13 protein-coding genes are annotated in these 12,916 nt (G+C 70.1%); all 13 read right to left on the reverse strand.

Annotated features, from left to right (window positions below; genetic code table 11):
• Positions 1-66: 66 nt before the first annotated feature.
• Positions 67-2,319 (reverse strand): type II secretion system secretin GspD, encoded by a 2,253-nt coding sequence (gene gspD / locus K4L06_RS02065; protein WP_221669813.1) that lies wholly within the window; start codon positions 2,317-2,319, stop codon positions 67-69.
• Between the two features lie 9 nt (positions 2,320-2,328).
• Positions 2,329-3,159 (reverse strand): general secretion pathway protein GspN, encoded by an 831-nt coding sequence (locus K4L06_RS02070; RefSeq protein WP_221669814.1) that lies wholly within the window; start codon positions 3,157-3,159, stop codon positions 2,329-2,331.
• On the reverse strand, positions 3,149-3,817 hold the full coding sequence (gene gspM, locus K4L06_RS02075; RefSeq protein ID WP_343225717.1) for a type II secretion system protein GspM: 669 nt from the start codon (positions 3,815-3,817) through the stop codon (positions 3,149-3,151). Before gspM ends, K4L06_RS02070 begins: the two co-directional genes overlap by 11 nt.
• Positions 3,807-4,967, reverse strand: coding sequence for a PilN domain-containing protein (locus K4L06_RS02080; RefSeq protein ID WP_221669815.1), 1,161 nt, complete (start codon positions 4,965-4,967; stop codon positions 3,807-3,809). Before K4L06_RS02080 ends, gspM begins: the two co-directional genes overlap by 11 nt.
• Positions 4,964-5,890 (reverse strand): type II secretion system protein GspK, encoded by a 927-nt coding sequence (locus K4L06_RS02085; RefSeq protein ID WP_221669816.1) that lies wholly within the window; start codon positions 5,888-5,890, stop codon positions 4,964-4,966. Before K4L06_RS02085 ends, K4L06_RS02080 begins: the two co-directional genes overlap by 4 nt.
• A complete protein-coding gene (locus K4L06_RS02090) occupies positions 5,890-6,579 on the reverse strand; it encodes a prepilin-type N-terminal cleavage/methylation domain-containing protein (protein WP_221673492.1) in 690 nt (229 codons plus the stop codon). The genes K4L06_RS02085 and K4L06_RS02090 overlap by 1 nt, the downstream gene beginning before the upstream one ends.
• Positions 6,580-6,590: 11 nt before the next feature.
• Complete coding sequence (locus tag K4L06_RS02095) at positions 6,591-7,043, reverse strand: prepilin-type N-terminal cleavage/methylation domain-containing protein (RefSeq protein WP_255594929.1); 453 nt, start codon at positions 7,041-7,043, stop codon at positions 6,591-6,593.
• Positions 7,040-7,474, reverse strand: a complete 435-nt coding sequence (locus K4L06_RS02100; RefSeq protein WP_221669817.1) for a GspH/FimT family pseudopilin — start codon at positions 7,472-7,474, stop codon at positions 7,040-7,042. Before K4L06_RS02100 ends, K4L06_RS02095 begins: the two co-directional genes overlap by 4 nt.
• 155 nt (positions 7,475-7,629) lie before the next feature.
• Positions 7,630-8,064 carry a type II secretion system major pseudopilin GspG gene (gene gspG, locus K4L06_RS02105; protein ID WP_064748875.1) on the reverse strand — a complete coding sequence of 145 codons (435 nt, stop codon included), beginning with the start codon at positions 8,062-8,064 and terminating at the stop codon, positions 7,630-7,632.
• A 214-nt stretch (positions 8,065-8,278) separates the two neighbouring features.
• Complete coding sequence (locus K4L06_RS02110) at positions 8,279-9,496, reverse strand: type II secretion system F family protein (protein ID WP_221669818.1); 1,218 nt, start codon at positions 9,494-9,496, stop codon at positions 8,279-8,281.
• A gap of 117 nt (positions 9,497-9,613) precedes the next feature.
• Positions 9,614-11,329 (reverse strand): type II secretion system ATPase GspE, encoded by a 1,716-nt coding sequence (gspE, locus tag K4L06_RS02115; protein WP_221673494.1) that lies wholly within the window; start codon positions 11,327-11,329, stop codon positions 9,614-9,616.
• Between the two features lie 668 nt (positions 11,330-11,997).
• Complete coding sequence (locus tag K4L06_RS02120) at positions 11,998-12,516, reverse strand: hypothetical protein (RefSeq protein WP_221669819.1); 519 nt, start codon at positions 12,514-12,516, stop codon at positions 11,998-12,000.
• Positions 12,516-12,887 carry a hypothetical protein gene (locus tag K4L06_RS02125; protein WP_221669820.1) on the reverse strand — a complete coding sequence of 124 codons (372 nt, stop codon included), beginning with the start codon at positions 12,885-12,887 and terminating at the stop codon, positions 12,516-12,518. Before K4L06_RS02125 ends, K4L06_RS02120 begins: the two co-directional genes overlap by 1 nt.
• Positions 12,888-12,916: the final 29 nt, after the last annotated feature.

Consider the following 12,916-nt stretch of genomic DNA (forward strand, 5'->3'; position numbering starts at 1 on the left):
TTCTATCACGAACCCGCGCCGTCCCGCAGCCGGGGCGGCCGCAAGGCCGCCGCCGGACCGCCCCGCTTACTTCTTCTTCGGCTGCAACGGTTCCATGGCGCGGAAGCGGCGGCTGTACTCGTCGGTCAGGTCGCGCGACTCCATCGGATTGCGGACCAGGGTCGGGGTCAGCAGGATGATGGTCTCGCGGCGGGTGGTCTTGGAGTTCTGCCGGCCGAACAGGCCGCCGACCACCGGGATCCGGCTCAGCCCCGGCAGGCCCTTGGAACCGCGGTCGGTCTGGTCGGCGATCAGGCCGGCCAGCAGCACCGTCTCGCCGCTCTGCACCGCGGCCTCGGTCTTGAGCTTCTTGGTGTTGATGGTGACGTTGTTGCTGTTGGCGTTGATCGGATTGCCCGCCGAGCTGACCTCCTGGACGATGTCCAGGAACACCATGCCGTCGCGGCTGACCCGCGGCCGCACCTTGAGGATCACGCCGGTGTCCAGGTACTGGACCTGGCTGTAGGTGTTGTTGTTGCCGACCCCGGCGTTGACCGACACCGACTCGATCGGAATGCGCGTGCCGACGTTGAGGGTGGCCTCGGCGTTGTTGCGCACGAACACCGACGGGGTCTGCAGGATGTGCACGTCGGTGACCTGGTCCAGCGCCGTCAGCACCGCCGCGGCGTTGTTCTTGATCAGCGACCAGGCCAGGCCATCGCCGCTCCTGCCGCCGATGCTGCCGGCGATCGTGCTCCACTTCGACGGCACCAGCGGATTGGTGCGGCGGTTGAGGTCGCCGAAGCCGTTGTCGATGGTGGCGCGCTCCAGGAACCACTGCACGCCGTATTCCAAGCCGTTGTTGAGCTCGACCTCGGCGACCTGGGCCTCGATGTGGACCTGCATCGGCATGACGTCGAGCTTGTCGATCACGTCGCGGATCGACTTCCACGCCTGCGGGCTGCTGCGCACCAGGATCGAATTGGTTTCCTCGACCGCGGCCACGCCGACCTTGGCGCCGTCGACCTCCAGGGTGACCGCGCCGTTGCCGGCCTGGCGCGAGCCCAGCGACATGCCGCTGCCGAGGCCGCCGCCGCTGCTGCCACCGCTGGAACCGCTGTCGCTGGAGCCCTTGCCGATGTCGGCGGTGGAGCCGCCGTCGCCGTCGCGCAGCTCGACCGACTCCAGGCCCGGCATCAGCGAGGGCGCGCCGTCGCCGTTGCCGCCACCGCCGCTGCGGCCGGCGCCGTAGACCTCGGCCAGCCGGTCGGCCAGGTCCTTGGCCTTGATGTACTTGAGCTCGCGGGTGTACAGCTGGACGTTGTCGCCGGCGCTGTCGATCCGGTCCAGCCAGTCCTTGATGTCGTCCAGGTAGTCGGCCTGCGGGGTGATCACCATCACCGCGTTGGCGCCTTCCAGCGGCATGAAGCGGAACATGCCCGAAACCGGCGACTTGCTCTGCTCGCCGAACACCTTCTCCAGGTCGGCCACGACCTTGGTCGCCTTGCCCGACTGCAGCGGGAACACGCCCACCGACATGCCCGACAGCCAGTCGACGTCGAACACCTCGACCGTGCGCAGGTAGTTCTCCAGCTCGGCGCGGGTGCCGCCGACGGTGATCACGTTGCGCGAGTTGTCGACGTTGACGATCGCGTTGGGGCGCGCGTACGGCTTGAGGATCTTCTCCATCTCGGTGGCGGAGATGAACTTCAGCGGCACGGTGCGCACTTCGAAGCCGCGCGCCGACGCCGGCGAAGCGGTGCTCGGGGCGACGTTGCCGGCCAGGGCCTGGTCGGACGGAACGATGTTGTAGCGGCCGCCGGTGTAGACCAGGCGCGCGTTGTTCCAGCTCAGCACCATCTCCAGCAGGTTCAGCGCTTCCGAGGCGCTGACCGGCTTGGGCGTGGCCAGGGTCACGGTGCCCTGCACGCCCGGGGCGATGACGTAGTTCTGCCCGAGCATGTCGCCGAGGATGGCCTTGGCCACCGCGTGCACCGACTCGCCTTCGAAATTGAAGGTGGCGCTGCCGCTGGTCGCGCCCAGCCCCGGCGGCGGCGAGGCCGCGGCGCGCCGGTTGATGGTCTGGCCGGTGCCGCGGCGGATCTGCGCCTGCGGCCCCTCCTCGCTGGCCTGGCCGTCCAGCGGTTGCTGGACCACGCCGTCGCGGGTGACGCGCACGCCGCTGTCGGCGGGCTCGCCGGCCTGGTTGCCGCGCAGCGCGGCCGGATCGCCGTCGCGATGCACGCGCGGCGAGACCACGCTGGCGCACGAGGCCAGTTGCGTGGCGATGATCGCCGCGACCAGTGCGTTGCTTGCGTATTTCTGGGGACGTGGCTTCATGCGTTCACTCTACGGCGTATTGGCCGGGGGTTGAGCGGCTTGCTGCTGCCGCAGTTGCGCGCGTCGCGCCTCGATCCGCTTGCGGATCGCTTCCATCTGCGCTTGCTCGGTCAGCGGCGCGGAATTGTTGCCGTCGGTCTGCGTCGCCTCGGCCGGCTTGACCGGCTGCGGCGGCGGTACCTGCGACACGCTGCGATTGGGCGGCTGGGGCTGCGGTTGGGGTTGCGGTACCGGTTGCGGCGGTTGCGGCGGCGGCATCGGCCGTCCCGGCTGCGGCGCCGCGCCCGGCACGCTGCCCGGCGCGGGGCCGGCGACCTGGGTCGGCGGTTCGCCGCCCTGGCCGTTGAACACGCGCAGGTCCAGCTCGCGCCGGCCTTCGGGGCCTTCGAACACCGCCCGCCGCGGCTCCAGCGAGGTCAGGCGCCAGGCCGGATGCGATTCGGGCACTTCGCCCAGCTTGACCCGCACCGACTCGCTGCCGTCGGCCGGCTGCAGGAAGGCCATCGACAGCTGCGGGGTGATCAGCACGCTGGTCAGCAGGTAGTCGAACGCCGCGGCCTGGTTCTCGCCCTCGCCCTTGCCCTGCATGAAGAACGGCTTCGGCCGGCGGTCGTCGACGAACAGCGGCCGCGCCGCGATCTCGCTGTACTTGGCCAGCGGGCCGAGGCTGTCCGGCGCGCTCTTGCCCAACTGCGGCAGCGGCTTGATCAGGGTCGGGTCTTCGTCCAGCTCGGCGACGCTGCGGCCCATGCCGGCCAAGGCCAGCACCCAGGACAGCAGCGCCCAGCCGGCCACGGTGGCCAGCAGCCAGGTGCGCGGGCTGGCGTCGTCAAAGCGCATCGGCGTCCCCCGCGGCGGTGCTGGTGGTGGCGGCGTCGGCCGCGGCGCCCGGGTTCGGACGCAGGTAGCCGTACAGGTCGAAGCTCACGTCCAGGCCGCCGTCGTTGGCCGGGCCGGCGGTGCCGGGCACGAAGTAGCCGCGGGTGGACAACAGGTTGAGGTTGCCGACGAACAGGCGCGGCGAACCGCTTTCCAGCGAATGCAGCACCGCCGCGGTCTCCGGCGCGCCGCAGCGCAGGCGCACCTGCACCACCACCCGCGCGTAGCGGTCGCGGCGCGGTTCGGCCAGCGGCGAACGGTTGACGATGCCGCAGCTGCGGTTGCCCGGGCTGGCCTGCAGCACCACGGTTTCCAGGCGCTGGACCAGGCCGGCGGTGGCCAGCTCGGCGGTCGCCTCGGGCAGGAAGCCGGGGCGGTCGGCCTGGCGCTTGCGCACGTCGTCCAGACGGTTGCGGATCTGCGGCGCCTGCCTGAGCTCCATGCGCTGGCGCAGTTCGCGCTGCTGCAGGCCGGACAGCTCGTCGCCGGCCTCCATCATCGGCACCGTCCACCAGGGGTGGATCAGCACCGCATAGGCGAGCGCCAGCGTCGCCGCCAGCAGGCCCAGGGCCAGCCAGCGTTCGCGGTCCGCGCCGAGGGATCGCCAGTTACGGGCCACGCGCGGCCTCCGGATTCTGTTTGGGCGGGCCGATCTCGGCGGTCAGGGTGAAACGGTCGCGGTTGGTGGCCGGGTCCGGCTGCACCGCGCCGGTCAGCGCCGGCGAGCGCCACAGCGGCGTGCCCTGCAGCTTGCCGATCAGCGACGAGGCCTCGCCGCTGAGGCCGATCATCAGCAGGCTCTCGTCTTCGATCGCCAGCTTTTCCAGATAGGTGCCGTCGGGCAGGCGACGGCTGAGTTCGTCGATCACCTCGACCGTGCTCGGCCGCGCCTTGCGGGTGCGGTCGAGGAAGGCCTGGCCCTCGATCAGGTCGACCAGCTGCTGGCGCTGGATCGCGGCCTGGCGCGCGCCGGCGGCGTTGCGCGAAATGGTCTGCTTGAGGTCGGCGATCGCCTCGCGGCGGTTCTCCAGCACCTGCCACAGGGTCGCGGCCAGGGCCAGCACGGCCACCGCGGCCAGGGCCAGGTTCCAGTAGCGGAACGGGTCGCTGCGGGTGCTGCGCTGCGCCGGCGGCAGCAGGTTGACCCCGAGCGGGGCGCCGTCGGCGCCGGCGACCTCGATCCCCGACAGGGTCGAGGCCAGCGGGCCGATCGCCGCCAGCTGCGGGTCCAGGGCCTGGCGCGGCACCGCGACCAGTTCCGCATCGAGCTGGCCGTCGGCGTCGCGCCGCGCCAGCACGCGCGCGTCGTAGGCGACCGCGTCGGCGGTGAACGGGGTTTGCCGGTCGATTTCGAAACCGACCACGTCGCGCAGGCGCTCGGCCGCGGCGGCCGGCAGGTTCAGGCGCCGGCGCAGGCTGGCCGCCGGCGGCAACAACAGCCAGCGCGGCAGTTCGGCCACCCGAGGCGGCAACAACGGCGCCAGCGGATCGGAGGCCGTGGCCGCGCTCAGGTCGGCCAGGCTCGGCAGCACCGCCAGGTCGCGCACCTCGCCGGCCTGTTGCAGGCGCAAATGCACACTGTCGCCGTCGACCTGCAGCAGCAAGCGGCCGCGGTCGACGCCGAGCGCCTGGCGGGTCCGCAGCGGCAGCCACGACGCCAGGGTGCGCCCCCACCAGGAAAAAAAGCCGCCCGCTCCCGGCGCGAGCCGGGCGCTTAGACGTCGCAGCCGGTCGTTGCCCGACCGGCCTTCGGCAACCTGCGCATTCATCGTGACGAAGCTCCCTCCTCCCAACGCAGCGCCGTGTAGGCCATCCCAGGCATGGAACCGCCCCCTGCCCGAACCACCGCTCGCAACACCGCCTCGCGGCCATCCGCTAGCCGGGCGCGGCTGTCGATACTATAGGTGCCGCTGCGTTCGCCGACGAGACCGGGAAGATCTCCGCCGCCGGCGCCGCCCGGCAATTGTGATCCGGGCTGCGTTCTGCGCCGTTGCTCGACGATCTGCGCACCGTTCATGCCGATAGCATCGAGCACTTCTCTGGACGCGAACGCAGGTTCGGGCCGGGTGCGGCCGCTGTAAACCGTGACATGAGGCTCGATCTTCTCGTACAGCGCGGGCGTGAAGCCCAGTACCTGCTCGAGTTCGGCCACGCTTTCGAACTCCGCATCCTTGGCGCCGTAAGGGCGGCCGGCCGATGCGTAGTCGGCGTCTTCGGCGCCGCCGGCCGGCTGGGTCAGGGTGTCGGCATCGCGCCAGTCCATGATCGCCGCGGCCAGGCGCGCGGCGTCGGCCTGCTCCAGTCCGCCGGCGCTCTGCATCAATCCGACGAGCACGGTGAGGTCGCCCTGGTTGAGGTCGACCTTGCCGTTCTCGTCGACGATGCCGATCTCCAGCTGCGCGTCGCCGAAGCGCCAACGATGCGGGCGTCCGTCGGGCTGCCACTGCAGCCTGGGGTCGTTCATCGCGACCCGGGTCATGGCGTATTCCAGTCCGGCCCGGGCCGCGTTCTGCGCCACCAGGCCGCGCACCATCACCCGCCCCTGCAGGTTCTCGGTGCGCGCGGTCAGGGCGAAGGCGCCGATCAGCGCGGTCAGCAGCGCGATCAGCCACAGCACCAACAGCAGCGCCGCGCCGCGCGAACCTCGCGCGATGCCGCCGGCTGTCGTCCTGCTGGCTCGAAGCGCGCTCATCACAACTCCGGCACGAAGCCGCCGCTGGCGCTGGCCAGCGGCAGGGACACGATCAGCGGCGGCCAGGCGCGACCGTCGCGATCGACCAGGTTCACTTCGACGAACAAGGGCAACTGTTCCGGCGTCGCCCAGCGTTCCTGCCATTCGCCCAGTTCGCCGCGTTGCGGGTCGATCGAGCGGTAGCGGAAGCGCGCCGACTTCAGTCCGTCGATCAGCAGCTCCGGCGGACGCGGCTGCGGGTCCTTGATGGTTTCGCCGGCCAGCACCATCGACAGCGACAGCAGCATGCGCGCCTGGTCGCCGTCGTTCTCGATCGCGAAATCGTGCAGATAGGGGCCGCCCTGGCCGAGGTAGTCGGGCAGGTCGGCGACGAAACGCAGCCGGTCGGGCTCGCCGACGAAGCGTTGCGGCACCGCGGTGGCCTGATCGAAGGCGAACGGGATCGGCCGGGTCGCGGCGATGCGCTTGCGCAGGAACCCGGCCACCGCGCGCTCGCGTTCGCTGCGCTGGGCCAGGGTTTCGCCGCGCGAGGCGGTCTTGGTCGCCGCCGAGAGGGTGGCGAAGGCCAGGGTCAGGCCGGCCACCAGCAGCACCATCGCCAGCAGCACTTCGATCAGGGTGAAGCCGCGCGCGCGCGGCGCGGCCGTGCCCGCTCGCCGGCGCAGCCGGCTCACGACGACGACGCCCATGGCGACGCCGCTCATGGCGAAATCTCGTTCGAAGCCGGCGCGCTGCGCAGGCTGCGCAGCAACAACCGCCGCCCCGGGCCGCCGTCGCCCCACTCCACCGCCAACTGCACTTCCATCAAGCGCAGCGCATTGGGATCGATCGGCTGGGTCGAAGCCGGCGTCGGGTCGCGCCACGGCCGGACCCCCAGCGTCCAGCGATAGCGCCCCTGTTCGAAATCGCCGCTGCGCTGGCCGGGCTTGAGCGCCTGGCCGACGCCGACCTGGTCGATCAGCGATTGCGCGTACATCGCCGCGCGCCCGGCATCGCTGGACCAGCGCACTTGGCGGGCGGCGCCGGACAGGGTGCCGAGCAACAGGGTCAGGGCCATGGCGAGCAGAGCGAAGGCGACGATCACTTCGAGCAGGGTATAGCCGCGCGATCGCGCAGGCCGCGACGCCGCGACGCGCATCCGCCGCCGGCTCATCGCGGCGCCTCGCTGCGCTTGAGCTTGACCTCGCCGGTCAGCCAGGCGACGTCGACGTTCCACGCCGCCTGCTCGATCGACAACCGCACCCGGCCGCCGGTGGAAGCGCCGTCGGCGAAAAACACGATCGCGCCTTCGCCGCGGCGCGGCTGCACTTCGCGCGCGCCGGTGAAAGCGATCCGCACCTTCTGCGGGATCTCGCCGCTGCGCCCGTTCGGCGCGCTCCAGGTGTGCGCGGACGGGTCCAGGGTGAATTTCTGCGGCCGCCCGGTGGAGATCGCCTGGCTGCGGGTGAAGCGCAACTGGGCGGCCACTTCCTTGGCCGCGCTGCGCAGCTGCATGCCGGCCACGCCGCCGGTGAGCGCGGCCACGGTCAGCACCCCGATCGCGGCGATCAGCGCGATCACCAGCAGCATCTCCAGCAAGGACATGCCGCGCGAGCGACGGCGCGGCGAGGCCGCGCGCGGTGAGCTACGGTGAGCGAACGCCGCGCCGTCGCGGCCGGCCGCATTCCGCGCCGCGGTTGCGTTGCCGCACCCTCCGGCGCTGGAAAGGCTATGCCGCGGGCGCGTCATGGGCGGTGGGCTCAGTTGTTCTTGATGTCGGCGTCGACGCTGCTGCCGCCGGCCTTGCCGTCCTTGCCGTAGCTGACCAGATCGTAGGGGCCGCTCTCGCCCGGCTGGCGGTACTCGATCGGATGACCCCACGGGTCCTTGAGTTCGGCGTCCTTGGCGTAGGGGCCGAGCCAGCCGTTGGCGTCGGCCGGCTGCTTGACCAGTTCTTCCAGCGAGCCCGGCAGGCGGCCGGTGTCCATCTGGAACGAATCGACCTTGCCGGCCAGCGTCTGGATCTGGCCCTTGGCCAGGTTGTAGTCGCCGCGGTCCTTGCCGCCGAGCACGCGGTTGCCGACGAAGGCGAGCACCGCGCCGATCAGCACGATCACGATGATGATCTCGATCAGGCTCATGCCGCGCTGGCGGGCCGGGGACGGGGAGCGGGTCATCGAACGGGGATTGCGCATTTCGATCGTCATCCGTAGGTGGTGGTAGCTGAATAAGACGCGGGCCGGCCAGGGGTTCAAACGCGCCAGCGGCGGCCGCGGGGTCGAGCGCGCACAGCGGCTCGCCCAGGAGTGTGTTCCGCGTGGATTTGCAAAGTTCGGCCAGCGCCGGCGCCGGTACAGCCGGCGTTCAACCAGGCGACGGCGAATGGCGGCGGCGGCAGGCGCTCCATGCTCATCCGATCGCGTTGGTCAGGTCGTACAGCGGCAGCAGCACCGCCATGACCACGGTGGCGACGATGCCGGCCAGCAGCACGGTCACCACCGGCACCAGCGCCGCCAGCATCCGGTCCAGGGCCATGCCGGTGTCCTGCTCGAAGGTCTCGGCGGTCTTGATCAGCATCGCGTCCAGCGCGCCGGACTCCTCGCCGACCTGGATCATCTGCACCGCCAGGCGCGGGAAGCGCTTGCCCTTGCCGAGCGCGGTCGACAGGGCGACGCCGTTCTTGACCTCTTCGCCGGCCGCATCGACGTCGGCGGCCAGCACCCGGTTGTCGAGCACGTTGCGGCCGATGCCGATCGCGGTCATCAGCGGCACGCCGTTGCGCACCAGGGTGCCGAGGGTGCGCGCCAGGCGCGCGGTCTCGATCTTGCCGATCAGCGGGCCGACGAACTTGCGCTGCAGCAGCCAGGCGTCGAGCGCCTCGCGGAAGGCCGGGTCGCGGCGCTTGCGGTCGAACCACCACACGGCCAGCGCCGGGGCGACGATCAGCACGATCCACCAGTCGCGCACGAACAGGCCCAGCGCCAGCACCACCTGGGTGAACATCGGCAGTTCGGCGTCCAGGCTTTCGTACATCGCGCCGAACTGCGGCACCACGTAGCCGAGCAGGAACAGCAGGCTGGCGCCGACCATCAGCAGCAGGATCGCCGGATAGATCAGCGCATTGATCACCCGCCCCTGCAGCTGGCGGCTGCGTTCCAGGTAGTCGTCGAGCCGGGCCAGGGTTTCGTGCAGGTTGCCGCCGGCCTCGCCGGCGCGGACCATGTTGATGTAAAGGCGCGAAAACGTGCCGTGCTGGCGCTCCAGCGCCACCGACAGCGAGGTGCCGCCGCGCACCGCGTCGCGGATGTCGGCGACCGTGCTCTTGGCCGCCTCGTCCTCGGGCAGGTCGAGCAGGATGGTCAGGGCGCGGTCCAGCGGCTGGCCGGCGCCGAGCAGGGTCGACAGCTGCTGGGTGAACTGCACCAGCCGCGCGCCGGTGAACGGCTTGGGCTTGAACAGGCCCTTCCACGACGAAGCCGCGCCCGCCTCCGACGCCAGCTTGGCCTCGACCGGCAAATGCCCCTGCTCCTGCAGGCGCTGCACCACCTCGGTATTGCTCGCGGCCTCCATCTGGCCGTCGAGCAACTCGCCGCGCGCGTTGAGGGCTTTGTAGTGGTAGAGGGGCATGGCCGGGGAATCGGGAATGGAGAATGGGGAATCGGTTAAAGCAAAGGCCGCGGAACCTGGAGGATGGCGGAGACGGGACCACTTCGATTCCCGAATCCCGATTCCCCATTTCCGGCTTCAAGCATCCTCGGTCACCCGCAGCACTTCCTCGATCGTGGTCTGCCCGGCCAGCGCCTTGACGATGCCGTCCTCGTACATGGTGCGCATGCCGGCCTGGCGGGCGATCTGCTCGATCTCGCCCATGCCGGCGTGGCGCATCACCGCGCGGCGCAGTTCGTCGTTCATGACCAGGAATTCCATGATCGTGGTCCGGCCGAGGTAGCCCGACGGCGCCAGCGCCGAGCCGCGCGGGCGGTACAGGTAGATCTCGCCCTGCGGCTGGTAGCGGCGCAGGCCGAACTTGTCGATTTCCTCCGGCGAGGCCGGGTAGCGCTCGGCATGGGTCGGCTCCAGCCGGCGCACCAGGCGCTGGGCCAGGATGCCGTTGATGGTCGAGGTCAGCAGGTAGTCCTCGACCCCCATGTCGAGCAGGCGGGTGATGCCGCCGGCGGCGTTGTTGGTGTGCAGGGTGCTGAGCACCAGGTGGCCGGTCAGGGCCGACTGGATCGCGATCCGGCAGGTCTCCAGGTCGCGCATTTCGCCGATCATGATGATGTCCGGGTCCTGGCGGACGATCGAACGCAGCGCATGGGCGAAGTCCAGGCCGATCTGCGGCTTGGCCTGGATCTGGTTGATGCCTTCGATCTGGTATTCGACCGGATCTTCGACGGTGATGATCTTGACGTCGCTGGTGTTGAGCTTGCTCAGCGCGGTGTACAGGGTGGTGGTCTTGCCCGAGCCGGTCGGGCCGGTGACCAGCATGATCCCGTGCGGCTGGTCCAGCACCTTCTGGAACTGCGGCAGGAACTCGTCGGTGAAGCCGAGCTTGTAGAAGTCGAACACCACCGTTTCGCGGTCGAGCAGTCGCATCACCACCGACTCGCCGTGCGCGGTCGGCACGGTGCTGACGCGCAGGTCGAGCTCCTTGCCCTGCACCCGCAGCATGATCCGGCCGTCCTGCGGCAGGCGGCGCTCGGCGATGTTGAGCTTGGCCATGATCTTGATGCGGCTGATCACCGCCGCGGTCAGGTTGGCCGGCGGGCTCTCGCCCTCGGCCAGCACGCCGTCGATGCGGTAGCGCACTTTCAGCCGGTTTTCGAACGGTTCGATGTGGATGTCCGAGGCGCGCAGCTCGACCGCGCGCTGGATCACCAGGTTCACCAGCCGGATCACCGGCGCTTCCGAGGCCAGGTCGCGCAGGTGCTCGACGTCGTCCAGGTCGCCGGCGCCCTCGCCCTCGGCGGTCTCGACGATCGCGCCCATCGCGCTGCGGCCCTGCCCGTACCAGCGCTCGACCAGGTCGCCGACCTCCGAGCGCAGGCCGACCAGCGGCCGGATCTCGCGCCCGGTCGCCAGGCGCAGGGCGTCGACCTGGTAGGCGTCCTGCGGATCGGCCATCAGCACGTCGACCCGCGACTCGCTCTCGGCGACCGGGCAGACGGCGAACTGCTTCATGAATTTCGGCGTCAGGCTGACCCCTTCCGGGGGCAGCTCGGGCGCGTCCTTGACGTTGACCAGCGGCAGGCCGAGCACCGCGGCCACGGTCTCGGCGTGGTCGCGCTCGGACACCAGGCCGAGCCGGGCCAGCAAGGCCAGCAGGCTGCCGCCGGTCTCCTCCTGCAGACGCCGCGCCCGCGCCAGGTCGGGCTCCTTGAGCCGCCCCTTGGCCAGCAGCGCATCGACGATGCGCGCGTCGACCGCAGCCTGACCGTCTTCGGCCGTGCCGCCCCCGATCCCGCCGACGCTCGCGTCGGCACTGTTCACTACTGCGTTCACGTCACCCTCCTGCGCGTGAACCTTGGACTTTAGCAGCTTCGCCTGCGGTCTCTACCAGACCGCGCGCGACCGCTTCCGGTTCCCGGCCGACCTGTCCCACCGCGCGTTCGCACAGAGTGCGCGAGAGTTGTCGCACGAGTTCGGATTCAGGCGGCAAAGCACGATCGGACTGGACGGATCATCACATTTCCCATGCCTTCCGCATCGAACGGACACGCCGCCGACGCCGGATTCATGCTACGCCTTTCAGACCCTCGAAACCGCAACCGCAAGGCACATCGGGCGACCTGCGCCGACCTCGCCGATTGCCGCTCCGGCGAAGGCACCCCCGCGGGGCGAACCGGCTCGCCTTGAGCCGCATGCCTTGGCGGCGATCGGCGGTCAGGGCAGCGAACGCACGCCCCGCTCGGCCGGGCGACGTGCGGCGAGGCGGAGGCGGTGAGGAAGCAACACTTAGTGTTAGAAACCGAGAGCAGGACTTGCGGCCGGGGCGATTTCGGTCCAGGCCAAACACAGCGCCCCACGGCCGCCAGGACTCGCATCCCGCCGCGGAACCGCAGCTTGCGGCCGCATGAGCGCATCGCGGCACTCGATGACCGATGTTACGGGAACCGTCGTGACCCTCCCTATCCGCGCAGTTCCGGAAACAGCAAACGCCGAAAGAACAGGTCCATATCCGGATAGGCAGCCGCATCGCCCAATAGGAACTCCTGCCGCATGTGCTGCAACAACCGCCCTGCCCCGCCTAAGTCGGCGAGCAGGGCCGTCATCGGCTCCGGCTCTCCGCCGAACACGGTGAGGTCCGCATCCGCCCAGCCTCCGCACATCCGATCGGAGCTCGCCATCCGATATTCGATCGAGCCTAGCTCCGGCCGTGACATGAATTCACGGTAGCGATCCCACTCGAAAGGCACGACACACACGTCCACAAACCTCGCCTGGGCGAAGCAGTCGCCTGCGATCAACAGTCTTACCGCGCCGTCTCCATTGAAGCGCTTCGCCGCCGCTCGGAAAAACCACTCCGGCATGCGTGCGTGACCGTGGGCATTTCTCTCGAACGCCACGGCGATCCAGCCGCTGTCCCGGAACGGGAAATCGGACTTCCCCGGGCCGGTGAACACGCTGCCGAACGCGTCGGCAGACATCAGGTGTCGCGGCCTTCGAAATGAGGTCGACCCTGGCCCGAGCCGGCGCTTTCGTCGCCCGCCGCCGCGACCAAGGGTCGGGACCAGACGAAGCGCTCGGCTTCCAGGCGCAACCGGTCGCCGGACTGGAGGCGCAACTCCAGCCCGAAGACACCGTCCTCGAGCGCGACAGGACCGATCATCTCGTGCACCGAAACGCTGAAACCCCAGGGCAGATCCCGATCCACCACCAATCGGCGCAGGCCTTCGGCGACCAGGGTCTTCGGCGAAGACGCGCCGTCGACGAAGCCGATGGCCGCCGTAGCGCCGGTCCAGTCCATCTCTATCCCAATCAGCACCCAGTCATGCACACACATTTGTGCGATAGGCATCGATTCGATCCTCACCTCTCGACGGTGGT

The sequence above is a fragment of the Lysobacter sp. BMK333-48F3 genome (genome assembly GCF_019733395.1).
Classification (GTDB): domain Bacteria; phylum Pseudomonadota; class Gammaproteobacteria; order Xanthomonadales; family Xanthomonadaceae; genus Lysobacter.